Source organism: Phenylobacterium immobile (ATCC 35973) (assembly GCF_001375595.1).
GTDB classification, from domain to species: domain Bacteria; phylum Pseudomonadota; class Alphaproteobacteria; order Caulobacterales; family Caulobacteraceae; genus Phenylobacterium; species Phenylobacterium immobile.
This window is the reverse complement of sequence record NZ_CVJQ01000001.1, coordinates 2,105,244-2,127,500: the sequence shown is the minus strand read 5'-3', so window position 1 is coordinate 2,127,500 and position 22,257 is coordinate 2,105,244. Positions and strand designations below refer to the sequence as shown.

Here is a 22,257-nt window from a genome sequence, read left to right as displayed (position 1 = left end):
CAGGATCATCACCTTCCGGCGCTTGGCCGGATCCCGCAGCGTCCAGTCCATCTGGAATGTCTCGGCCAGCGTGGCGAAGGCTTCGCGCAGCGGCTCGACGCCGTCTTCAGCGGGATCGAAGACGACACGCATGAAAAACCGGCCCGTCTCCTGGTCGTCGTACTGTTGGGCGTCGAGGATGTTCGCGCCGCGGTCGAACAACAGGGTGGAGACACGCGCGACAATGCCGATGCGGTCGGGGCAGGAGAGCGTCAGGATCATGCGGCATCCACTACAAGACGCTGGGCTTCACGCGAAGCGCCACGTTGCAGCAGCGGCCGGCGGACTCCAGCGGCTAGGCGGCGCTGCGCACCTTCCGCGGGGGCTTTGCGGTGCGGCCTCGCCGCCCAGGCGACTGCTCAAGAAACTTCAGCACAGCGAGCTCGAAAGCGCGCGGCTCCGAACTGGGTTTCAGCGTGAGCGCGCCCTGAGCGTAGGCGTCCACCACGAAGGGATGCACATAGGCTTTGCGGCAGACGGCCGCGGTGTTGCCCAGAAGGCCTGCGACCGCCTTGATGCAGGTGTTGACCGAGCGCTTTGCGGCGGTCTCAGAGGCCGGCGGTTCACACATCGCCAAGGCGCGGGCTGCGGCGACCGTCCCGGCCCAGGTCCGGAAATCCTTGGCCGAGAAGTCTTCACCGAGGGCGTCGCGCAGGTAGGCGTTTACATCGGTCGACTCGATCGCGTGTCGCACGCCCTCATCATCGACGTACTGAAAAAGACGTTGGCCGGGCAGGTCCTGGCAGGCCTTGACGATGCGGGCCAGCCGGCGGTCGGAAAAGGCGGTCGAATGCACTTGGCCGCTCTTGCCGCGAAACTCGAACACCCCGCCGGCGCTCGTCAACCTGGCGTGGCGGTCGCGCAGCGTCGTCAGGCCGAAACTCCTGTTCTGTCGCGCGTACTCCTCGTTGCCGACGCGGATCAGCGTCATCTCCATCAACTGCAGCACAGCGGCCAGCACCTTCTCACGGGGGAGGCCGCGGCGAGCGAGGTCGCTGGCGATGCGGCAGCGCAGGCGCGGCAGGGCGCGCCCGAAGGCCAAGGTCCGCTCATATTTCGCGCCATCGCGTGAAGCCCGCCATGCCTCGTGGTAGCGATACTGTTTGCGACCCTTGGCGTCGCGACCGACCGCCTGGATGTGACCTTGCGGATCGGGGCTGATCCAGACGTCGGTCCATGCCGGTGGAATGGCTAACTTCCGGATTCGGTCGAGGGTCGCCTCATCGCTGACGCCCTTGCCCTCGGGGTCGCGATAGGAGAAGCCCGCGCCAAAGCGGCGGCGGCTCAGGCCAGGATCGCGGTCGTCGACGTAGGTAAGGGCCATGGTCACGCTCTTGAATGTGGGGCGAACGTGGCGCGGGAAGGGGAGTTCCGATGAACTATCGCCATGCCTTCCATGCGGGCAACTTCGCCGACCTGGTGAAGCACGCAGCCTTGCTGGAGTTGTTAGCCCGCCTGCCGCGACCGCTCAGCGTGATCGACACCCACGCCGGCCGCGGCCTCTACGACTTGGCCGGGCCCGAAGCGCGCAAGTCCGGCGAGGCTGACGCCGGTATCGCGCGTCTGCTGGCGGCCGAGGCTCCACCCGCCTTTGATCGCCTCAAGGCCGCTGTGCGCCGGCTCAATGGAGGCGGTCCTTTGCAGCGCTATCCGGGCTCGCCGCTGCTGATCGTCGACGCCTTAGGGGGGAAGGGGGTCTATCTCGGCTGCGAGTTGCGCCCCGAGGAGCACGCGGCGCTTCGTGGGGCCCTGAAGGGCCGGAAGAGCGTACAGACCGAGGCGGCTGACGGCTATCGCGCCGCGGTCGCCCATTGTCCGTCCAGGGGCGATGTCCTTGTCTTAATTGACCCGCCCTTTGAGCGGGCGGACGATTACGAACGTATCGTCGATACGATCGCCGACGTTCGCCGCCATAATCCCGCGGCGGTGGCGCTGATCTGGTTGCCGCTGAAAGACTTGGCGACGTTTGACGCCTTCCTTCGGGATATCGAGGACGTTTCCGACGACCTTCTCGTTTGTGAGACCCGAATCCGTCCCCTTACCGACCCGCTGAAGATGAATGGCTGCGCCCTTGTGCTCGTCGGCGGGCCGCCGGGCATGGAGTCCATTTGCAAAGAGGTCGGCGACTGGATCGCTGCAAATCTGGGCGAAGCTGGAGAAGCGCGCGTCTATCGGCCGTGACACGGAAACTTCGCAAGGGGTTGCGCCGTTAAAGGCTATGTTGCAACGCACAACGAACCTCGGAGACCGATCATGCCCGTCCTGCCAGGCGCCTCTGCGCCGTCCGCCTTTCCCGCTTTCCCCGCGTGTCCGGCGGGTATGTTCGACATGAGCGCGGCGACGCGGTCGCCCTTTGGATGGACCGCGCCCTTCTGGGATTTCTATGCGGCGGCGGCGCAGAGAAACATGGAAATGTGGTCCGCCGCCCTGTCGATGAGGCCAGCGACCTTCCAGGACGTCTTCGCTGATGCCCAGAAAGCGATGCTGCTGCCTCTGACGGCTTACGCAGCGCCGCGGGCGCAACCGATCGCCATCATCGCCGAGACAATTGATGAGCCGATGGCGGCCGCCCAGTCCGTCGTCGCTTCCGCCGTAGAAACCGCGACGAGCGCCGCTGACCTGCCGTCGCGCATAGAGACCGACGATGAGCCTGAGCCAGCGATGGTGGGCGGCGAAGCTGCGCCGATCTCCCCGGTGATCGCCAAGGAATAGGCCACGACGCTCGCCATGGCGCCCGCCTTGGCTAAGCCGCCTGTTCGCGCGTCGCGGCAGGTCGTAAAATCTCCTCATGCGGGGAGATGGGCGTTGCTGAAACGGGTGCTGGACATGGTTGCGGCGGCGAGCGGCCTTATCGTCCTCGCCCCGCTGCTGCTCGTCCTGGGCGTAGCGGTCAGGCTGGAGTCGCCCGGTCCCGCGTTGCACTGGTCACGCCGTGTCGGGCGGCGCAACCAGTTGTTCCTGATGCCGAAATTCCGCTCGATGCGGGTTGGCGCGCCGGACGTCGCGACGCATCTTTTGGCGGAGCCTGGCGCCTGGATCACGCCCCTCGGCCGCTTCATGCGACGCACCAGCCTCGATGAGTTGCCGCAGTTCTGGAGCGTGCTCAGCGGCGACATGAGCCTGGTGGGACCGCGTCCTGCCCTCTTCAACCAAGACGATCTCATCGCTCTGCGCACGGCGGCCGGCGTCGACGCGCTGCGGCCGGGCCTGACGGGTTGGGCGCAGATCAACGGGCGCGACGAGCTTCCGATCGCCGACAAGGCCGCGCTCGACGCCGACTATATGACGCGGATGTCGCTGGCCTTCGACCTTAAGATCCTGTGGCTCACGGCGTGCAGCGTGCTGGGTCGCCGGGGCGTCGCCCACTAGCGCTGGGATCATTCGCCCGCGCCGGCGCGTTCTCATTCGAACGTCCCGGAGGTTTCCTTGAGCCAAGACGCATTTCACGACCTGCGGCCCGGCCGGCGCAAGCCGTCGGGCGAGGTCGCGTCGCGCAGCGGTCGTCGACCGCTTGCGCGCGCCGGCGCCTGGACCCAGGCCCGCTTCGTCGCCGCGCGCGAACGCATCGTCGAACCACGCCACCGGGGGCTGAAGATCGCCGGCGCCGTCCTCGCGGTCCTCACCCTAGCCCTCATCATTCTGATCGCCATCTGGGACTGGAATTGGTTTCGTGGACCCATTGGCCGCCTCGCGTCCGCCAGGATGCACCGCGAGGTCACGCTTGAGGGCGACCTGAAGGCGCACCCCTTCTCCTGGCAGCCTTGGGCGACCGCCGAAGACATCCGAGTCAAAAAGCCGGCTTGGGCCGGTGCAGGCGACATGGCGCGCGTTGACCGCTTGTCGGTGCGCATCCGCCTGCTGCCGCTGCTGAAGGGCGACGTCGACCTGCCGCTTCTGCAGTTCGATAGACCCGTCGTGACCCTGCTGCGTGACGAGCAGGGTCGCGCCAGCTGGGATTTCTCTGACGGTCGGCCCGTGACAGAGCCCCTGAAGTTGCCGCCGATCCGCAACTTCGTGATCAAGGACGGCAAGCTGTCCGTCACCGATCAGATTCGCGGCCTGAGCTTCGAGGGCACGATCAATGCGGCGGAGCAATTGGGCGCGCGGAGCCGTGGCTTCGCCCTGGTCGGCCAGGGCCGGTTCAATCGCGAAGCCTTCAAGCTGGATGTCACCGGCGGTCCCCTGCTCAACATAGACAAGAGCCGTCCCTATCCCTTTAACGCTGAGCTCCGCTCTGGCCGGACCACCATGACGGCGGTGGGAGCGGTGCCGAAGCCCTTCGATCTCGGCCAGTTCCACATGAACGCGAGCTTGAAGGGCCAGGATCTCGCCGATCTCTACGCCCTCACGGGCGTGGCCCTGCCCAACACGCCGCCCTACAGCCTGCGTGGCCGCCTCGAGCGGGATGGCCTGCTCTACAAGGTCAACGGCCTTGACGGGCGGGTGGGCAGTTCGGACCTATCCGGCGCGATCTCCGTGAATACGGCCGGCGAGCGGCCGATGCTCCGGGGTAAGCTCAAGTCGAACAGCCTGGACTTCGCCGACCTGGGCGCCCTCTTCGGCGGCGCGCCCGTGACAGGCCAAGTGGCTTCCCCTGAGCAAGCCGCGATCGCCCGCGATCTGCGCGCCCAGCAGCGGATGATGCCGGACACGACCTTGGCGGTAGACCGCATCCGGGCCATGGACGCTGACGTCGACTATCGCGCCGAGTCGATCCGCAACACGCCCGTGCAGCTGCGTTCCGCGGTGGTGCATGTGAAGCTCGACAATGGCCTCCTGCGCGCCGAGCCCCTGCGGCTGGACCTGCCGCAGGGCCGTGTGTCGGGCTACATCCAATTGAACGCGCGGCGTGCTCTGCCTGTGACGGACCTTGACCTGCGGCTCTCCAACGCCCGGCTCGAGCAACTGGTCCCGGTGAAGTTCGACGGCCGCAGCCCATTTCAGGGTGGGTTGGTCGCACGCGCGCGCCTTACCGGCACAGGCAATTCGGTGCACAAGGCCTTCGCCTCGTCCAACGGTGAGGTCATGGTCGCCATCCCCGGCGGTGAGATCCGCAAGGCCTTCGCCGAGCTTATGGGCGTCAATGTTGTTAAGGGGCTGGGCCTGCTGCTCTCCGACGACCAGTCGTCGACGCCCATCCGCTGCGGGGTCGCCCGTCTGGATGCGAAAGGCGGCGTCTTCGAAGTGAAGAACCTCGTGTTCGACACCGGCCCCGTCGTGGTGAGCGGCGCAGGCCGCATCAACATGGCGACTGAGCGACTGGACCTTCGCGTGAAGGGTCACCCCAAGAAGTTCAGGTTGGTCCGCGCCATTGTGCCGATCACCGTCAAGGGTCCGTTGATGGCGTCAAAGGTCGGCGTCGAACCGGGCGCCGCGATCGCCCAGGGCGGTGTCGCTGTAGCCCTCGGCACGCTACTGACCCCGCTGGCCGCGATCCTGCCCTTCATCGATCCCGGTCTGGCCAAGGACGCCAACTGCGCGGCCCTCATCAGCGAGGCCGGCCGTCAGGGCGCGCCCGTCGCGACCGTTCGCCATTGACGGCTTGCGCGGCGGACCACAAGCTTTCCGTCAAGAAGGCGGGGAGACGTCAATGAACAAGATGCGTGCGATCTGGACCGGCTTGGCGCTTGTCGCTGGCATCGCCACAGCGGCGCCTGCCGCTTTGGCGCAAAGCGCTGCGGCCAAAGCAGCCACAGCCCGGAAAGAAAACTTCAAACAGGTGGGGGCGACCTTCAAGGCGATCCGCGACGAGATGGCGAAGGGCTCGCCTGATCCCGCGGTGATCAAGGCCGGCGCGCAGAAGCTCAACGGCCTTGCGCGTCAGTTGCCCGGCTGGTTTCCCCGCGGCAGCGGCGCCGAGGCCGGTGTGAAGACTGGGGCCAAGCCTGGCGTCTGGACCGACGCCGCCGGGTTCGCGGCGGCGGTCCGCGGCTTCCAGGGTGAGACGACTAGATTCCAGCAACTGGCGATGGCTGGAGACATGGACGCCGCCAAGGGTCAGATCCGCGCCCTCGGCGGCGCTTGCAAGACCTGCCATGACAAATACCGCGTGCCGGAAACTTGATCCGCGTGCGCCTCTGGGATGGCCCCACACGTGTCGTGCATTGGGGGCTGGTGATCGCTCTGGGCCTCTGTTGGTGGACGGGAGAGACTGGTCGGCTGGAGTGGCACCGATGGAGCGGTTACAGTGCTCTTGGTTTGATTGTCTTCCGAATCCTCTGGGGTTTCGTCGGCTCGACGACCTCGCGCTTCAGGGCTTTCTTTAAAGGCCCGCGCGCGACCCTTGCCTATCTGCGCACCCTGTCGTCCCGCGCGCCCAGCACGACCGTGGGCCACAATCCCCTAGGCGCGCTCAGCATCGTGGCGATCCTGGCGTCCCTTATCGTCCAGATCACCGCAGGTCTGTTCGCCGTGGATGTGGACGGCTTTGAATCTGGGCCGCTGTCTTACTTGGTGAGCTTTGAACAGGGTCGGGTCGCAGCGAAGATCCATGGCGTCAACTTCACGATCCTGCAAATCCTGGCGGCACTGCATGTCGCCGCGATCATCTTCTACCTCGTCTACAAGCGGACCAATCTGATCGGACCGATGATCAGCGGTCGCCGGGCATTCGACGCCGAGCCTCATCTGTCGTTTGTGCGTTGGCCCCGGGTTGTCCTGGTGGCGGCGATCGCCGTGATCGTGATGATTTCGCTATCAAAGGGCCTGAGGTTCTGACGCATATGGAGCCAAAATCAACTTGACGCAGAACACCGCTATTTCGCACTTGCGAAGGAAATGGTGCGGTGCGACGCTGTCCTGTAGCTCGAAGACAGGGACGTCTACGGATGCAGGACACGGCCTCACTCGCCTATTCGCTCAGCCAGCAGGAAACGGGCTGGCGCTGGTCGATTTATGATGCGGATGGCGTGACCATCGCCGATGGCGCAAACCCCAGCCAGGCCGACGCCCAGGCCGAAGTCTATCGCCGACTACAGCGGGGCGGCGCCGACGACCGCTAAGGCTTTCAAGCGGGGCTTTCCATCACCCGGATGATCTGGCTCTCCCGCTCGTTCCACAAGATGCCGACGCGGCCCGCGCGGTCGGTCAATTCTCCCAGCGCACGGCTTACCTCAAGATCGCCCAGCCGCCCTGCGCTCAGGCTGAGGAGGGTGCGACCGGCGCCCTGATCCTGCGCCTGGTCATGGTAGCGCAACACTGCATCGATCACGGCGCCAGGCAGTGGCCCGAAGCCGATGACGGGCCGTCGCGTCTGCGGCCGTTTTTGACCAGCCGGTCGGGCGTTGCGCCTGAACGATGGGGTGTCGTGGCGACGAAAAGCGGCTGACATCGAAAGAACTCCGTTGCAGGCTAGGCCTGTTCCGGTTCTGATCTATTGATCCGACAAAAACGGACGTAACGAGTTAGGGAGTTTTGGGTGCGGCACGAAAAGGCGGGGCGTTTGCTGGAACTGGCGCGGTTGCTGGCGAGCACAGCAGAGGGCCTTACCCTCGATGAAATGGCCGAGCGTCTCGGAGTCGGTCGCCGGACCGTAGAACGGATGCGCGATGCGGTCCGGGAGATCTTTCCTCAAATGGAGGAGGTGGAGGACCCGCCGGTCCGACGTTTTCGCATCCCTTCGGGTCTCGACGGCCTCTTCCAGGCGCCGACCGCCGACGAACTGGCGGCTCTGCGCAGCGCCGCCGACACCTTCGCCGCGGCGGGTGCGCAAGCGCGTTCGTCTGCGCTTTTGACCCTTGAGCAGAAGGTCATGTCAGCCATGCGCGCGCCGGCCCGTCGACGTCTGGCGCCGGATCTTGAAGCGCTGCTTCAGGCTGAAGCGATCGCCGTCCAGGCAGGGCCTCGTCCCTTCGAGGAGGAGGCGGTGCTTGCCGTAATCCGCGAGGCGATCAAGGCCGGGCGCGCGGTCCAATTCCGCTATGAGGGCGGCAGCACGCCCGGCCGTGCGCGTGAGGTCACGCCGTTCGGCATCCTGTTTGGCCGTAGCAACTACCTGGTGGCGGCCGAAACCGTGGCGAGGGGACCTCGAAACTGGCGCCTGGACCGGATGCATGACGTAGCCGTAAGCGCGCAGGTCGCGTCACGGCCGGCGGGCTTCTCACTGCAGGACTATGCCGACGAGAGCTTCGGCATCTATCACGATGACGTTCAGGATGTGGTGCTGCGGATCGCGCCGTCCGGCGTCGAGGATGCGCTGCGCTGGCGTTTCCATGCCAATCAAACGGTGGAGCGGCTGGACGACGGGGGAGCCAGGGTCCGCTTTCGAGCAAGCGGTATGTTGGAACTGGCCTGGCACCTGTTCAGCTGGAGCGGCAAGGCGGTGGTGGAGGCTCCGGAGATCCTCAGGCGGACGCTGGCTGAGCAGATCGACTTGGCGAAGGCGGGGATCCGCTGAGGTCTACGTCCGACTCTGTCGGACGCGCTTGCCAATGTGGCGCGACAGACACGGAGCCGACCTTATGCATCTCGTTCTCGACGCCCGCGATTTTGAACTCTCGCCGCGCCTGCGCCTGCATTCGACCGTGCGCTACGCCGGCGTGCTCGCCGTGTGGGGCGCGCTGTTGATCATCCGCCCGCGACTTGCCCTGCAGATATTCCACGAACGCCGCCCGGACTCCCCGCTGCGGCGCAGGCCCCCGATATCCGAGGGCCTGCGGAGCATGTACGCCTGAAGACTAACTCTTGCGGCCGCGCGCGGCCTTGGCCTTGCTGGCCGCAGCGCGGGCTTGGGCGCCACGTTGGCCCAGGCCCAGTTCACGCGCCATGGCGGCGCGAGCTTCACTGTAGCTGGGCGCGACCATCGGATAGTCGTGGGGCAGGCCCCACTTCTCACGGTATTGCTCGGGGGTCAGTCCTCGTCCCGACAGGTGACGCTTCATGGTCTTGTAGGGCTTGCCGTCCTCGAAGCTCATCAACGCATCCGGCGTGATCGAGCGACGAATCTGCGCCGGCGTCGCCCGGGTCTGAGAGGGTGCGGGCGCTTCCGCGGCGCTCGACTGAGCACTGACAGGACCAATGGCGGCGAGGCTCGACGCGATCTGCGTGATGACGCCTGAAATGTCTGACGAAGCCACATGAGAGTTCGAGAAATAGGCTGCGGCGACGCTGGCCACCAGTTCCCGCAGATTGTCTTCGTCGTCAGCCATTGAGTTACCCTGTAAGTTTTTATGTCTCATGCAGGGCTAGACTTGATTCAGGCATTCATCAATACGCGCACGCAATAAAAATGCAGCACACGTTATGCCAATCAAAGCTCATGGCTGCAGACTTACAGTGTAAATTGAGCTTTTAGCAAAAATGGGCCGCCCCACGACAAGCGCCGGGGGGCGGCGGATTTCGGTTATACTAGCCAGAGACCCCGACCGGGACGCCGTCCTTCACACCAGGCGGGCTGCAGCGTCCGGCTCGCGCCTGAACCACGTAGAACAGCGCGCGGTTATGCGCGAAGGCGTTGTGTTCGGCCAATGGGTTGGTCGGTTGGCCGGTGGTGATGCTCATCGCCTCTTCACCGCCGCTGTCGGTCAAACTTTCCTGATTCCAGCGGGCCAGGGCCCCGGAGCAGGCGGCCACGGCGGCGTCTGAGACATAGTCAGCCTCGTCCTTTGAAGGGGCGAGACTATAGGCCCAGCGACGGAGGCACTCGTCGAGCGGCGCGGCCGCGTCGGCGATCGTGGTCGTCGCCGCCGTATTTCGCGGCGCTTTGAAGTCAGCGCAGATCTTGCTGTTCGCCGCCATCGGCTTGTGCGGCCCGCTGCAGGCCCCGACGCTGACGGCGGCGAAGCAGACGGCGGCCGTCAGGGCTTTTTTGAACATGAGGGACCTCAGCGACAGGATTGGACGTTGCGTTCCACCAGGCGACCACGGTCGTCGTAGAACGAGCGGGTGGTTGTGCGGCAGGCGCCGGGCGCATAACGGGCCGGGGTCGCGCGGACGGGCTGGCCGTACTGGTCATAATAGATGCGCTGAGCTGGGGCCGGCGCTGCGACTGAACGAACCGGCGCGCGTGACGCGCTGCGGTAGACGGTGCGGCGGCAGCCGTTTTTGCCGATTTCGCGGCCCACCAAGGCGCCGCCGACGCCGCCGATGATCGGCCCCGCTGCGCCGCGGGTGACAGCGTCGCCCAGCAAAACACCGCCGACGCCGCCGATGATCGTGCCCGTCGCCTTGCGACTGGAGCAGGACGCCGCCTCGGCCGATTGCGGGGCGGACAGAAGGGGAAGGCCGAGGGCCGCGGCGAGCCCAGTCGCCAAGAGGAGATTACGCATGTGTCTGGTCTCCGACATTTCGTCCCGAACCCGGAACGCGCCAAGCGCCACCGGGATGCAAGGATCAGGCGTCCTCGCCGATGAACGTGGGCTGAAGGAGACAGATCGACTGTGCCCCGCTAGAAATGAACCAGTCTCGGCCAATGGTCGGTGAATGGAGTTTCCAACTATGCCGTCGGAGACGGAAGCGGCCTCTGCGAAGCCCTCGCAGCCGGACCTCGACTTCTCGGCCTATGGCGAAGTCGAGGTGGTCAGTCTTTCGAACATCCAGACGCTGGGCGGCAAGCGCCTGATCAAGGCCTGGAACACCATCCCGCACGTCACTCATCAGGACGAGGCCGATGTGACGGATCTCGAGACCCGCCTTGGCGCGGCGCGTCGTGCTGAGCCGGCGCTGCGCACCACGGCCTTGCCCTATCACGTGAAGGCGGTGGTATCGGCCCTGGAGGCCTTCCCCCACTTCAACGCGTCGCTGGATGAGAAAACCGGCCAGCTGTTCCTCAAGAAGTACTTTCATATCGGCGTCGCGATCGACACGCCACGCGGTCTGGTGGTCGGAGTCGTGCGTGACTGCGATGTGAAGTCGCCGCTGGAGATCGCCCAGACCGTGCAGGCCCTGTCGCGTAAGGCGCGGACCCGGGGTTTGAGCTACGATGAGATGGCGGGCGGCTGTTTCACCATCAGCTCCCTGGGCGGTTACGGCGGCAAGGCCTTCACGCCGATCATCAATCCGCCGGAAGTTGCGATCCTCGGCGTTAATCGCGTTCACGAGTCGCCCCGCCGCGGCGAAAACGACGCCATTGAATGGCGGAAGGTCCTGCCGCTTTCGCTGAGCTTCGATCACCGCGTGCTGAACGGCGCCGACGCCGCGAAATTCATGACTCATATCGTGAGAGCGCTCGGTGATCCTGTCGCGGTAGGCCTGGTCTGACCGTTATGCCCGCGCCGGCGCTGCACTGGCTCCTTAGCCCTGAGCGGGAGCGTCGCGTCGCCGCCCGCCGGTATTGGATCGCCGACGTTGTGGACGGCGCCTACAAGTGGGGCGCGCACCTGGTCTTGAGGGCGCTGCCTGTGGATTGGGCCTCCGGGTTCGGCGCCTGGACGGGCAAATTCTCGCCCAGGATCTACCCGGCTGAAGACGCCCGCGCTCGCCTAGCCTGGCGCAGGCTGCGACCTGAGGCCGCCACCGACGCAGAGGTCGACGCCGCGGTCGCTCGCCTGTGGCGCAACGTCGGGCGGACCGTCACCGAGTTCGCGGTTCTCGACAAGCTGTGGGACCAGGGCCGCGTCACCGTGAAGGGCGCCGAGCACATGGCCGCGCTGCGTGACTCTGGCGCGCCGATTCTGGTCGCCTCCTTGCACTTGGCCAATTGGGAGTTGATTCCGATCAGCGGCATCAAGCTCGGCTACATGGGCGCGGCCATCGCGCTGCCTCTGCCCAACCGCTTCGAGCGCGCGCTGATGACCAGGATCCGCGAGGGGTTCGGCGGCCGACAGATCATGGCTAGCGCCACCGCAGGAAGGGCCATGGTGCGCGAGCTGAAAGCGCGTGGGCCCTTGGTGCTGCACGTGGATGACTTCACCCGCGGCAAAGTGAATGCGCCGGCCTTCGGGCGGCCACAGAGCGCCGATGGCAACATCGCCTATGTCTTTCGTCTGGCGAAGTTGACGGGTGCGGCGATCATTCCGGTCTATTGCGCCCGCGAGGGCGACGCCGCCCGCTTCACCGTGAATTTCCAGCCTCGCTTCCAGGTGACCGACACCGGAGACGCCGCGGCGGATCTGGTCGACAACGTGGCGCGGCTCAACGCCCTGATCGAGCCGATCGTGCGCGACCATCTGGACGAATGGTTCTACGTGCTCGACCTCGATCTTGAAGGCGACGGGGTCGCGTCCTAGCGAGGTTCGATCATCATCGGCAGGCCGCCTCGCGGCCTGAGCGTCAGCCGGCACTCGGTCTCCACCGACCAGCCCGGCGCGGGTCGAAGCCGGAACTTCTGCGCCAGCGTCGCCAGACATAAGGTCGCCTCTGTCAGGCCGAAATTCATGCCGGGGCAGGTGCGCGGGCCCGCTGCGAAGGGGATGTAGGCGTAGGCGTCCGGGCGCTCCTCGCCCATAAATCGTTCGGGCATGAAGCGATCAGGATGATCCCAAAGGTCGGGACTGCGATGCAGCAGCCACGGCGAGATCAGGACCACGGCGGCCGGATCAACTTCGACGTCTCCGATTCTGTCGCGGCGGGCGGCCTGGCGCGCCAGGATCGCGACCGGCGGATAGAGCCTGAGCGTCTCCTCGACGACCGCGCGGGCGTAGGCAAGCTTGGGCACGTCGCCGTAGGCCGGCGGGCGGCCGCCGCAAACCAGGTCGATCTCGGCATGCAGGGCGGCCTCGGCCCAGGGCGCCTTGGACAGGCAGTGCCAGGCCCAGGCCAGGGTCGCCGCCGTCGTCTCATGGCCGGCCATGAAGAGGGTGGCGGCCTCGTCGCGCAGCGCGTCGCGGCCGACAGGCGCGTCCGGTCGGCGCCGCCGGCGCAGCTCCAGCATGTCGAGCATGATGGTATGGTCGCCCTGGCCGGCCAAATGAGCCTCGACCACCTTCTCCACTACGGCGTGGATGCGCTTGACCGCGCGGCGTAGGGCCAGGGTCTTGAAGACAGGCAGGCCGTCGTCGAAGCCCAGCAGATAGCCGACGTTGAAGGCGTCGATCCGCCGCTGATACGCGGCGAAGCCCTCGATCACCGCCTGGGCGTCAGCGCGACCAAGCTGCACGCCGAACAGGGTGCGGGAGATGATTTCGGCGGTCAGTACGCCCATTTCCGTCAGCACATCGACAGGCCCGCTGAGGTCGCGCACGGCCCAGTCTTCGACCATGTCCTGGGCGGCTTGCGCCATCAGGGGCGCAAAGCCTGGGACGCGCGCCTTGCCGACGATCTCGGCGACCAAGGGCCGACGCCGTGACCAGGTTTCCCCGTCGGAGATGAACAGGCCGTCGCCCAACAAGAACTCAAGCGCCCGCCGCATCTGCGGGCTCTTACGCTCATAGAGATCGCCGCCTGCGCCCAGCACCTGGCGCACTCCATCCGGCGTGTTGACAATGACCATGCGCCGACCCAGCAGGCTGAAGTCTGTAATTCCCGCGGCGTAGTCGGCTGCGCGCCAGCTCGCCAGCATGTCGCGCCGCGCGCTCCAGATGATCGCCAGCTGGCTCTGCTGGTCAGTATGCGGCTCCGGATGCACGGGCTCCAGCCAGCCGTCTCCGGCCTGCTCCCGCATCCGTCGGCCGCCGACGGAGACGTTCATTTCCTGAGCTTCGTCTTGAGGTCCGCCAGCGCCTGGGGCGTCGTTTGACCCACTTCGGCGAGGGCGTTAGCCACCTCCGAGACCGCCCAGCGCAAATCCTCGGGCGCATGCTCGGAAGTTACGAAGAACCGCAGTCGCGCCGAACGTTCCGGCACGCCGGGATAGAGGATCGGTTGCGCGGCGATCCCGCGCTTCCACAGCCGATCAGCCACCAAGGTTGTGCGTAGCGACGAGCCGATGATCACCGGAATGATGGCGCGGCCCAAGGTCTCGCCGACATCGAGGCCGGCCGCGCGCGCGGCCTGGACGAACACTTGACCGTTGGTGCGAAGTCGCTCCATTCGCTCAGGCTCGGCCAGCATGATGCGTAGGGCCTCGAGCGAGGCCGCCGCCGTCGGCGCCGGCATCCCCACTGAGAACAGGAATCCAGGCGCCGAGGCGCGCAGGTACTCCACCATCTCGACTGATCCAGCGATGAAGCCGCCGCAGGTGGCCAGAGTCTTGGATAGCGTGCCCATCCAGACATCGACCTCCCTTGGGTCGACTCCGCAATGCTCGAAAACACCCAAGCCACGCTCGCCCAGGACGCCTAGGCCGTGCGCCTCGTCGACCATCAGATGGGCGCGGTGACGGCGGATGATCGGGATCATGGCGGCCAGATCCGGCGCGTCGCCGTCCATCCCGTAGCAGCCTTCAACGATCACCAGTCGGCGCTTCACCGTGTCGCCGAATTCACCCAGCACCCGGTCGAGATCGGCGAGATCATTGTGCAGGAAACTGCGCCGCTTGGCGCCGGCCAACTGCGCACCCTGGATGATGCTATTGTGCGAGAGCGCATCGCAGATCACCGCATCGCCCGGGCCCACCAGATGCGAGATGACGGTGACGTTTGTGGCGTGGCCGTTCACCAGAACGATCGCGTCATCGGCTTGGTAGACTTTCGCCAGCGCGGCTTCCAGGTCACGGTGAACCTGTCGCTCGCCGGAGACGATGCGGCTTCCAGAGACTGAAGTGCCGTACCGCTCGGCTGCGGCGTTGGCCGCCGCGGTGACGCGAGGGTCGCCATTCAGGCCTAGGTAGTTGTAGGCGCAGAAATTCAGCACGCGCCGGCCATCGATCACCGACCACGGGGTCGGAAGACCTTCGTTCACGCGGAAAAACGGGCTCTCGAGGCCCAGCGCGTCTCCGGCGCGCCGTAGCATGGCGATCTCTTCGAGCACACTGGGGTGGCCTAGGGCCGGCCTGGATGACACCGGCGCCGGCGCCTCGACCGCCGCGACGCCCGCCGCCGGGCGATTGGCCATCTGCGCGCTCAGCCGGTTCAACAGCTTTGACTTCACATCGGCGGAGAGCCCGAAGCCCGGCTTTTCCTCGCTCATTCGCTGGGATCGACCATGGCGTCGTCGCCAGCGCCTTCATGGCGCAGCATTCGTTCGGCGATGTCCTCGCCCTCGGCCTCGCCCACATCATCGCGCTCGCCTTCAGCGCGCAGACCGCGCACCACCCGGTTGGCGATCGAGCGGAGGGTCGCCCCGCCGCCCACCGACATGAGGGGCAGTTCAACCCGTAGACGAGACTCCACCGCCAGGTGAAGTTCCAGCATCATCAGCGAGTCGAATCCCATCTGCGAAATCGGCCGCTCGACATCGACCTCATGGCGATCGAGCCGCAGGATCTCGGACACCTCATCAACCAGGAAGGCCTCGGCCAGGGCGTGAGCCTCGTCCGCAGGCAGGTTGATGATCTGATCGCGGATCGAGGATTCCGAGGTTCGCGCGCCGTCCTCGTCGGCGCTCTCCGACATCAGCGGCGTCGCGCCAATCGGCATCTGCCGCTTGAGCTGGCTCCAATCGGCGACCGCAAAACCCACAACCGGCAGGCCCGTTTCAATCAGGGCGGGCAGGGCGTCGAGCGCGGTCCGCGCCGTCAGTTCGCCAGAGGCCATGACGCGTTCGATCAACTCACGCGTGCGGGTGTCGCGCGCCAGGAACCCTGCGTCGGAAATCGGCCCCCACTGCACCGCGAGCGCCGGTAAGCCCTCCGCGGCGCGGCGCAAGGCGACCGCCTCCATGGCCGCATTGCCCGCCACATAATTGCCCTGGCCGGGATTGCCGATCGCTGAGGAGATCGACGAGTAGAGCACGAAGAGCTCGATCGGATCGCTACGGGTCAGGCGATCAAGCGCCGTTGCGCCATCAAGTTTGGCCCGAAGAGACGCGCCGAAGCGCTCGGCGTTCAGATCGCCGAGCAGACCATCGTCCATGACGACGGCGGCGTGGATCACACCGGCGAGCGGCGGCTGGGCGACGCGGATTTCCGCCAGGGTCCCCGCAAGGTCGCTTTCGTCGCTGACATCGCAGGCATAGACGCGGGCGTCGACGCCCTGCGCCTTGAAGGCGTCCAGTGCGGTCTCGACCCCCGGCGTCGACGGCCCCTGGCGACTGAGCAAGGCCAGGTGCCGCGCGCCGCGGTCGGCCAACCAGCGCGCTGTCTCCAGGCCGAAGCCGCCTGCGCCGCCGGTCACCAGGTAGGTGCGGTCGCCCCGGATGGCGAAGTCCGCCTTCCCCTTGGCGATCGCGGTCGCCTCGCGGTCGTCCGGCACGATGATCACCTTGCCGATGTGGCCCGAGCCTTGCATCAGCCGGAAGGCGTCGACGATGTCTGAGGCCGCGTAGGCGCGATAGGGCAGGCCGCGCATGTCGCCTGCGGCGAGGAACTTCGCGGTCCATTCCAAGATTGTGCTGGCCAGCTCCGGCGCCAGCAAGGGCAGCTGGTCGGCGTCGACGGCGTAGTAGGTCACATTGTGGCGCAGGGGCCGAAGGCCGATCTCGCTGTTGGCGAAGAGATCGCGTTTGCCGATCTCGAGGAAACGACCGAAGGGCCGCATCAGCTTGAGCGACTGCTGCATGAGTTCGCCGCTCAGCGAGTTCAGCACCACATCCACGCCCTGACCGCCGGTCGCGGCGCGAATCTCGTCGGCGAAGGCCGCCGTGCGGCTGTCGAAGACGTGTTTTACGCCCAGGGATTTCAACAGTGCGCGACGATCGGCGGAGCCGGCGGTGGCGTAGATCTCTGCGCCGCGATAGCTGGCGTACTGGATGGCGGCGAGGCCCACCCCGCCCAGGCCGCCATGGATCAGCACCCGTTCGCCGGGCTTCAGCTGCGCCAGATGGCCGAGCGCGTAAATCACAGTCATGGTGGTCACCGGGAGGGTCGCCGCGGCGCAGAAATCCATGGTCTCGGGAATAGGAATACAGGCCGAAGCCTCGGTGATGACGTGGGTCGCCAGCGCCGCCGGAGCCAGGGCCGCGACCCGATCACCCGGCTTGAAGGCCGTGACGCCGACGCCGACGGCGGTGACCAGGCCTGCGCATTCGAGACCCAGCGTCGGACCGCTGAAGCCGTCCATCAGCGCCTCGTCCGGCAGGACGCCCAGCGCCCACATGACGTCGCGGAAGTTGAGGCCCGAGGCTTTCACCTCGATGGCGACCTGGCTGTCGCCCAGGGCCGGGAGTTCAAGCGGTTCCCAGGCCAGCGACCCCAACAGGCCCGGCCGTTGGATTTCCAGGCGCAGCGCCCCTTTCGGTTGAACAGCCGGCCGTCCGCCAAGGCGAATGCGGGGCGCCAGTCGCGCCTCAGGGGTCAGGACAAGCTCTTCCTCGGAGTCCGGCGCAGCGATTTCGGCCAGCAGGCGCTCTATGGATGTCTTTGCCGCGAGGCGCACGAAGCGGGCGTTGATCCCCTCGTTCCGCATCACCCGGCGCAGACCCGCCAAGGCCTTGGCGGCGGGGCCGTCGCTGTCATCGCGGCAGACCAGCCAGACCGTCCGCCCTTCGGCGCCGGAAAGCAGCGGCGCCAGCGGGGCGATCGCGCCGCTGAACGCTGCGAGCGAGGCGGCGTTGGCCGTGTCAGGCGCGGTCAGCACCAACTCGCCCTCGATTCCGGCCGTGAGCGCCGCACCCAGGTCTTCGATGGGTTGCGGTTTGCCTTGAGCCAAGCTCTCGCCGAGGGCTGAGACGCCAAAGACCACCAATGTCGGCGCGGCGGGCGTCGTAGACGGCGCCTTGCTGGCGCGAGCGTAGATGATCGAGCCCGGCCAGACCTTCGCGGCGACCGGCGCGGCGACGTCGACATCCAGGCCAGCCTGGCTAAGCTGTTCGATCCAGGCCGAGACGGTGCTCGACGAGGCGCCTGCAGGCGCGCTGATCAGGCGCCAGACGCGGCTTTCCTGCGGTTCCAGCAGCAGCAGCCTGGCGTTCCCGGCGGCGGCGCGCGCCAGACGCGGCGGCGTCACCGCCCCTAGGCTTAAGGCGAAGGCGCCGATCACCAGGTCGAAGCGTGTTTCGGCGTCAAGGTCTTCAGCCGACTTGACCAGGGTTGTCCCGGGAAGCCGCTTCAGTTCGGTCGCGACGGTCGACGAGAGGTGCGCGCCGCCAGCCAGGGTGATCCGGGTCATCAGCCCCGCATTCTCGCTCTGGGCGATCAGGGCGCGGACGAGAGACGGGGTGGGCTCACCCAACAGGCCAATGCGCAAGGGTCGTGTCTTGGGCCAGGCGGCGATCACCTCTTGGGCGGCGGCGGCCAAGGCCTCCGCGCCCGCGACGGCGGTCGGTGAGGCCTGGAACAACTGCTCACGCAATGCGGCCGCACCTTCGCCGGTCTTCGCCTCGCCCTTTAGGACGTCGGCCAAACGCGCCGCGGTGGCGCTAGCCAGGGCGACGTCGGCGATAGCGGCGGGTTCGTCGAACACCAGCGACTGCCAGATCTCGGCCGCGGCGGGCAGGCCGCTGTCGGTCGCCAGCGTCCAGCCGGCGCCGTCGGGTCGCGCCAGGCGGTCCTCCAACAGCCAGTCGACCAGATCGGTGAAAAGCTCCGTCTGCTCCGGATCAAGGTCGCCGCGGGCGGTCAGGGCCTCCAACGACAGATCGCCGTCGTTCGCCAGCCTGCTGAGGGTCTCGTAAGCCGACGCGGTGGCGAAGGCCTGGCTGAGCACCTGCGAGGCGTCGGCGGCCTGGGCCTCCGGGCTCGGCGCGGGCAGGGCGACGCCATCGTGATCAGGCTGCTGGAGCGTGGGGATCCGTACGGTCTGGAAGACGCGCTCAGGCGCTTCGGCGCGCCCTGGCCGCACGCGGGCGAACCAACATCCCAGCAGTTCGGCGACGATGTCGCCGCCGACGTCCATCAGCGCGAAGTCCGCCAAGTGGGCCTTTGGTCCGATGCGGTTGAGGCGGACGGCCGCACGGACCGGTTCGGCGCCAATCTTCAGAAGCCTGACGCGCCCGAAGCGCCAGGGCAGCACGCCGTCGCCAGGCTTGGAGGCGTCCAACGATCGGGTCGCGACCATCGTCTGCAGCGCGCCATCCAGAAGTCGCGGATCAATGAGCCAGCCCGGCTCGAGGGCGCTTCGCGAGCCGGGGCTCTTGAACGTGGCTTCCGCCTCGTCGGGGGTGAACAGCTTGACGTGATCGGCGGTCCGGAACTCGGGTCCATAGTCAAGATGGACCTGCGCCGTGCGCCGGTAAAAGGCCTCAGCGCTCATCAACACCGGCGCGCCGCCGCCGACGGGGCGGAATAGCGGCTCTGTCGTCGAAGCCACGGCGATCCTGCCGCGTGCGTAGACCACGCGGTCTTCAGCCTGCAGGCGCGGACGGCTGGACACCTCGAAGACGTCTGACGAGATCATCTCGAAGGCGAGTTCGCGAGCGCCCTCGACCACAAGAGGGCGTAGAAACTCGACGTCCGTGACTTCCACGCCCGTCGCGCCGGGATTGCGCGACAGGGCCGCGGCGAAAGCCATGTCCAGCATGGCCGCGCCAGGCAGCACAGGGACCTCGTTCACGCAGTGATCGGCGAGCCATGGCATGCGCGAGGACGACAGTACGTTCGTCCAGATCCGCCGGCTCTCGTCACGCCGGAACCCCAGAAGAGGGTGGTCCTCGATCGGCGAGCTGACCTCGAAACCTTCGACCGTCGCGCCGCCCCAATGGCGCTGGCGCTGCCAAGGATAGGCCGGTAGGCGGCGATGCGGCGCAGCCCCGTCAAAAGCGCGGGCGTTGCGGATATCGACGCCATCGACGAACGCCTGGGCCGCGATGGCCGGGAAGGGATCGCGGTGCGAGGGCTTGGCGGTCAGGGATGGGCGGGTGACGCTGCTCGCGCCAGCCGCTTTCAATACCGACTGCACATAGGACAAGAGCGTCGGCTTGGGACCGATCTCGATGAAGATGCGGAAGTCGCGTTCGGCCAGGGCGTTGACCGCTTCGCCGAAGCGGACCGGAAGTCGCACGTTGCGCCACCAGTAGTCTGCGTCCAACTCACCGGCGGCGACCTCGCGGCCGGTGGTCGTCGACAGCATCGGGATCGACGGGGAGCCCGGCTTGAGTCCGCCCAGGGACTCCATCAGTGCGCCTTGAATTGGATCCATGGCCGGGGAGTGGAAGGCGTAGTTCAGCGGCAAACGCAGATAGGCCAGCCGCTCTTCGCGCGCCGCCGATTGCAGCTTGGCCAGCGAAGCGTCGGAGCCTGCGACGGTCAGGGCCTGCGGGCCGTTGATGGCGGCGATGTGCAGGTCCGGCGCCAGCCGCGCGAGCAGCGGCTCGGCGACCTCGACGGAAACGTTCAGCACCCCCATCCCGCCCTGGCCGTGAGTCGTCTGTTGCAGACGGCTCCGGTGGAAGATCACTTCCGTCGCCTGGTCGAGGGTAAGGGCGCCGCTTGCCCACGCCGCAGCAGCCTCGCCAACGCTGTGGCCAACAACGGCGGCCGGTTCGACGCCTGCGGCCCGCAGAGCCACAGTGGCGCCCACTTGCAGCGCGAACAGCAGCGGTTGCGCGCGCTCGGTGTCGCCCAGGCTTGTCTCGTCGATGCCGTCGCGCAGGGCCGCCGCCAAGCTCCAGCCTGAGAGCGGCTGGAAAGTCGTATCGATCGCGGCGATGGCGTCGCGGAAGGCTGTGGAATGAGCGTAGGCGTCGGCGCCCATGCCCGCCCACTGGCTTCCGTTTCCAGAATAAACAAACGCCAGACCGCCTTGGGTGGCGCGACCCGCCACGGCGCTGGTCTCCGCGCCCGCCAGCCAGGCGTCCAGGTCATGAGCCATTACATCGGGCCGGCCGGCGCGCACCGCCAGGCGGTGATCAAAGGCTTCCCGGCGACGGGCCGCCGCGCGGGCGAGCGCCGCGCCGCCGGAGACGCTTTCACGGCGCAGCCTTTGCGACCATTCGCGCGCCAGGTCCTGCAGGGCCGCCTCGGTCTTGGCGGAGATCAAAAGCGGTGGGGCGACATTGCCGGCGCTGGCCGCGACGGGTTGCGGCGCAGGGGCGGCCAGGACGGCGTGGGCGTTTGTGCCGCCAAAGCCGAAAGAGTTGACGCCCAGCAGGACGCCGTGATCCCCGGGCTCAAGCGGTCGCGCGCGCGGCGTGAGTGACAGGTTCAGGTCGGCGAAGGGAATGTTGGGATTGGGCGTCTCGCAATGGAGCGAAGGCGGAATCTCACCACGCTCCAGAATGGTCAGGAGCTTCATCAGCCCGGCCATGCCGCTAGCGGCCTCGAGGTGGCCGACATTACTCTTGATCGAGCCGATCGGCAGGGGGCGCCGACGCCGCTGGGCCAGGGCCTCGCCGAGCGCGCCGGCTTCGATCGGGTCGCCCACCGGCGTCCCGGTGCCGTGCGCTTCGACGTAGGACAGGTCATTGGGCGAGATGCCGGCGCCGGCGTAAACCTCTTCCAGCAGGCGCTTCTGCGCCTCTCGACCGGGTACGGAGAAACTTGAGGTGCGCCCGTCTGAGTTGACGCCGGTGGTGCGGATCACCGCGCGGATTTCGTCGCCGGCGGCCTGGGCGTCCGCCAAGGGCTTCAGGATGACCACGCCGCCGCCTTCCGCGCGAACATAGCCGTTCGCGCGGGCGTCGAAAGCGTGGCAGCGCCCGGTTGGCGACAGCATCGAGGCGCGGCTGAAGCCGACGAAGTTCTGTGGTGAGAGCAGCAGGTTGACCGCGCCGACCATCGCCTGGTCGACTTCGCCATTGCGGAGGGACTCGCAGGCCATGTGCAGGGCGACCAGCGCCGAGGAGCACGCCGTGTCGATCGTCAGGCTGGGACCGCGCAGGTTGAACACAAAGGACAGCCGGTTCGACAGCGACGAGAGCGAAAGCCCCTGCATCGAGTGCGAATCCATCAGCGACACGTCGCCAAGCTTCAGGGTCGCGTAGTCCCACGCCGAGCACCCGACATAGACTGCGGTCCTGGTGCCGCTGACCTGCGATGGCGGCGTGCCGGCGTCTTCGAGGGCCTCGTAAGCCAGCTCCAACAGCAGCCGCTGCTGCGGATCGGTATGCACCGCCTCGCGGGGCGACATTCCAAAGAAGCCCGCGTCGAACAGATCGACGCCTTCAAGCGCGCCCGCGGCGAAGGTGTAGGATTTGCCGGCCTGCTGAGCGTCAGTGTCGAGATAGAAACGCTTGGCGAAACGATCGTTGGGAATCTCTGTGACGGCGTCACGACCACTGAACAGAAGGTCCGCCAAGGCCGAAAGAGACGGTGCGCCGGGAAGACGGCACGCGGCGCCGACGATGGCGATGTCCATTGTCTTCAAAGCAAAATCCCCAGCTCGCGCCGTACATTAGAGGAATGTTCAGCCAGCGCCAATCATGCCACCT

The 22,257-nt window shown here is 66.8% G+C and carries 20 protein-coding genes (1 of these 20 cut by a window edge); 11 read left to right on the top strand and 9 right to left on the bottom strand.

Annotated elements, in window-relative coordinates:
* Together purU and BN1313_RS10410 are read right to left on the bottom strand one after the other, a co-directional pair.
* Positions 1-261, bottom strand: the 5' portion of a protein-coding gene (gene purU, locus BN1313_RS10415) for a formyltetrahydrofolate deformylase (RefSeq protein WP_091740054.1). 582 nt of this gene lie to the left of the window's left edge; the window shows 261 of its 843 coding nt (coding positions 1-261); the start codon lies at positions 259-261; the stop codon falls past the left edge of the window.
* 73 nt (positions 262-334) lie between these two features.
* Positions 335-1,363 (bottom strand): DNA topoisomerase IB, encoded by a 1,029-nt coding sequence (locus BN1313_RS10410; protein WP_091740051.1) that lies wholly within the window; start codon positions 1,361-1,363, stop codon positions 335-337.
* Positions 1,364-1,413: 50 nt separating this feature from the next.
* Here BN1313_RS10410 and rlmJ point away from each other — a divergent pair, with 50 nt between their 5' ends.
* The 7 genes from rlmJ (at position 1,414) to BN1313_RS16580 (ending at position 7,040) form a co-directional block, all read left to right on the top strand.
* Positions 1,414-2,220, top strand: coding sequence for a 23S rRNA (adenine(2030)-N(6))-methyltransferase RlmJ (gene rlmJ, locus BN1313_RS10405; RefSeq protein WP_091740049.1), 807 nt, complete (start codon positions 1,414-1,416; stop codon positions 2,218-2,220).
* A gap of 72 nt (positions 2,221-2,292) precedes the next feature.
* Positions 2,293-2,751: a hypothetical protein gene (locus BN1313_RS10400; protein ID WP_141653119.1), complete on the top strand. Its 459-nt coding sequence runs from the start codon at positions 2,293-2,295 to the stop codon at positions 2,749-2,751.
* 96 nt (positions 2,752-2,847) lie between these two features.
* Entirely contained in the window at positions 2,848-3,408 is a 561-nt protein-coding gene (locus BN1313_RS10395) for a sugar transferase (RefSeq protein ID WP_091742607.1), read from the top strand.
* 57 nt (positions 3,409-3,465) lie between these two features.
* Positions 3,466-5,577, top strand: coding sequence for an AsmA family protein (locus BN1313_RS10390; protein WP_245620159.1), 2,112 nt, complete (start codon positions 3,466-3,468; stop codon positions 5,575-5,577).
* A gap of 52 nt (positions 5,578-5,629) precedes the next feature.
* Positions 5,630-6,103, top strand: coding sequence for a c-type cytochrome (locus BN1313_RS10385; RefSeq protein ID WP_091740043.1), 474 nt, complete (start codon positions 5,630-5,632; stop codon positions 6,101-6,103).
* A 5-nt stretch (positions 6,104-6,108) separates the two neighbouring features.
* A complete protein-coding gene (locus BN1313_RS10380) occupies positions 6,109-6,756 on the top strand; it encodes a cytochrome b/b6 domain-containing protein (RefSeq protein ID WP_281176486.1) in 648 nt (215 codons plus the stop codon).
* Positions 6,757-6,866: 110 nt separating this feature from the next.
* The gene (locus tag BN1313_RS16580) at positions 6,867-7,040 is read left to right on the top strand and encodes a hypothetical protein (protein ID WP_176695968.1); all 174 of its coding nucleotides are present in this window, start codon (positions 6,867-6,869) and stop codon (positions 7,038-7,040) included.
* A 5-nt stretch (positions 7,041-7,045) separates the two neighbouring features.
* Here the strand turns inward: BN1313_RS16580 and BN1313_RS16295 are convergent, their stop codons facing one another.
* The gene (locus BN1313_RS16295; RefSeq protein WP_141653118.1) at positions 7,046-7,369 is read right to left on the bottom strand and encodes a hypothetical protein; all 324 of its coding nucleotides are present in this window, start codon (positions 7,367-7,369) and stop codon (positions 7,046-7,048) included.
* Between the two features lie 87 nt (positions 7,370-7,456).
* Between BN1313_RS16295 and BN1313_RS10370 the strand changes: the two genes are divergently transcribed.
* Entirely contained in the window at positions 7,457-8,434 is a 978-nt protein-coding gene (locus BN1313_RS10370; RefSeq protein ID WP_091740038.1) for a helix-turn-helix transcriptional regulator, read from the top strand.
* Between the two features lie 64 nt (positions 8,435-8,498).
* Positions 8,499-8,711, top strand: coding sequence for a hypothetical protein (locus BN1313_RS10365; protein WP_091740034.1), 213 nt, complete (start codon positions 8,499-8,501; stop codon positions 8,709-8,711).
* Positions 8,712-8,714: 3 nt separating this feature from the next.
* Here the strand turns inward: BN1313_RS10365 and BN1313_RS10360 are convergent, their stop codons facing one another.
* The 3 genes from BN1313_RS10360 to BN1313_RS10350 all read right to left on the bottom strand — a co-directional run bounded on the left by BN1313_RS10360 (position 8,715) and on the right by BN1313_RS10350 (position 10,304).
* Positions 8,715-9,185: a Ros/MucR family transcriptional regulator gene (locus BN1313_RS10360; RefSeq protein WP_091740031.1), complete on the bottom strand. Its 471-nt coding sequence runs from the start codon at positions 9,183-9,185 to the stop codon at positions 8,715-8,717.
* Positions 9,186-9,384: 199 nt separating this feature from the next.
* Positions 9,385-9,852 (bottom strand): hypothetical protein, encoded by a 468-nt coding sequence (locus tag BN1313_RS10355; RefSeq protein WP_091740028.1) that lies wholly within the window; start codon positions 9,850-9,852, stop codon positions 9,385-9,387.
* 8 nt (positions 9,853-9,860) lie between these two features.
* A complete protein-coding gene (locus BN1313_RS10350; RefSeq protein ID WP_091740025.1) occupies positions 9,861-10,304 on the bottom strand; it encodes a hypothetical protein in 444 nt (147 codons plus the stop codon).
* 169 nt (positions 10,305-10,473) lie between these two features.
* On the opposite strand from BN1313_RS10350, the gene BN1313_RS10345 reads away from it, so the two are divergent.
* On the top strand, positions 10,474-11,235 hold the full coding sequence (locus BN1313_RS10345; protein ID WP_091740022.1) for a 2-oxo acid dehydrogenase subunit E2: 762 nt from the start codon (positions 10,474-10,476) through the stop codon (positions 11,233-11,235).
* A gap of 5 nt (positions 11,236-11,240) precedes the next feature.
* A complete protein-coding gene (locus BN1313_RS10340; RefSeq protein WP_091740019.1) occupies positions 11,241-12,203 on the top strand; it encodes a lysophospholipid acyltransferase family protein in 963 nt (320 codons plus the stop codon).
* On the opposite strand, the gene BN1313_RS10335 is transcribed toward BN1313_RS10340, so the two are convergent.
* The 3 genes from BN1313_RS10335 to BN1313_RS10325 are packed head-to-tail and all read right to left on the bottom strand — an operon-like array spanning position 12,200 to position 22,184.
* Positions 12,200-13,603 (bottom strand): cytochrome P450, encoded by a 1,404-nt coding sequence (locus BN1313_RS10335; protein ID WP_218054345.1) that lies wholly within the window; start codon positions 13,601-13,603, stop codon positions 12,200-12,202. The genes BN1313_RS10340 and BN1313_RS10335 overlap by 4 nt on opposite strands.
* Entirely contained in the window at positions 13,600-14,982 is a 1,383-nt protein-coding gene (locus BN1313_RS10330; RefSeq protein WP_091740016.1) for an aminotransferase class I/II-fold pyridoxal phosphate-dependent enzyme, read from the bottom strand. The genes BN1313_RS10335 and BN1313_RS10330 overlap by 4 nt, the downstream gene beginning before the upstream one ends.
* A complete protein-coding gene (locus BN1313_RS10325) occupies positions 14,979-22,184 on the bottom strand; it encodes a type I polyketide synthase (RefSeq protein WP_091740013.1) in 7,206 nt (2,401 codons plus the stop codon). The genes BN1313_RS10330 and BN1313_RS10325 overlap by 4 nt, the downstream gene beginning before the upstream one ends.
* Positions 22,185-22,257 lie beyond the last annotated feature (73 nt).